This is a genomic window from Streptomyces sp. NPDC088732 (genome assembly GCF_044751205.1).
Taxonomy (GTDB): domain Bacteria; phylum Actinomycetota; class Actinomycetes; order Streptomycetales; family Streptomycetaceae; genus Actinacidiphila.
The window spans coordinates 1-1,039 of sequence record NZ_JBIVLI010000071.1; the positions used below are offsets into that span (position 1 = coordinate 1).

The following is a 1,039-nucleotide window of genomic DNA, read 5'->3' on the forward strand; positions in this document are numbered from 1 at the left end:
TGGCCCAACTGGAGGCGTGGCTGCGGTCGTACCGGCCGGAGGAACTCTTCGACGGGGAGGGCTGGCCGCGCGAGGAGGTGCTGGCCTGCGTGCCCTCGGGCGACCGCAGGCTGGGCGCGACCCCGTACGCCAACGGCGGGCTGCTCCTGCGCGACCTGCCGGTTCCGCCGCTGGAGCGCTTCGCCGCCGAGGCCGGCAAACCCGGCGCCACGCTGCACGAGCCGACCCGGGTGCTCGGCGGGCTGCTGGAGCAACTGATGGAGGCCACCGCCGAACGCCGCGACTTCCGTCTCGTCGGACCCGACGAGACCGCTTCCAACCGCCTGGACGCGGTGTACGAGGCGACGGGCAAGGCATGGCAGGCGCGGACGCTGCCCGTGGACGAGCACCTGGACCGGCACGGCCGCGTCATGGAGATCCTGTCCGAACACACCTGCCAGGGCTGGCTGGAGGGCTACCTCCTCACCGGCCGGCACGGACTGTTCTCCTGCTACGAGGCGTTCGCCCACATCGTCGACTCCATGGTCAACCAGCACATCAAATGGCTGCGGACCACCCGCGCGCTGCCCTGGCGGCGCCCCGTCGCGTCCCTCAACTACCTGCTCACCTCGCACGTGTGGCGCCAGGACCACAACGGCTTCTCGCACCAGGACCCCGGCTTCATCGACCACGTCCTCAACAAGGCGCCCGAGGTGGTGAGGGTCTACCTGCCCCCGGACGCCAACACCCTGCTGGCCGTGACCGAGCGCTTCCTGCGCAGCCGCGACCACGTCAACGTGGTGGTCGCCGGGAAGCAGCCCTGCTTCGACTGGCTGGACCTGGAGGCCGCCCGCGCCCACACCGCGCGCGGCGCCGGCGTGTGGGGGTGGGCTGGCACCGAGGACGGCACCCGCGAACCGGACGTCGTCCTGGCCTGCGCCGGGGACGTGCCCACCCTGGAGGTGATGGCCGCCGCCTCGCTGCTGCGCAGGCACCTGCCGGAACTCGCCGTGCGCGTCGTCAACATCGTCGACCTGGCCCGGCTGCTGCCCAACGACGA

The 1,039-nt window shown here is 72.2% G+C and carries 1 pseudogene; it reads left to right on the forward strand.

Going from position 1 to position 1,039, the window contains the following annotated elements:
• A pseudogene (locus ACIP9H_RS42310) lies at window positions 1–1,039 on the forward strand (phosphoketolase); the annotation flags it as partial.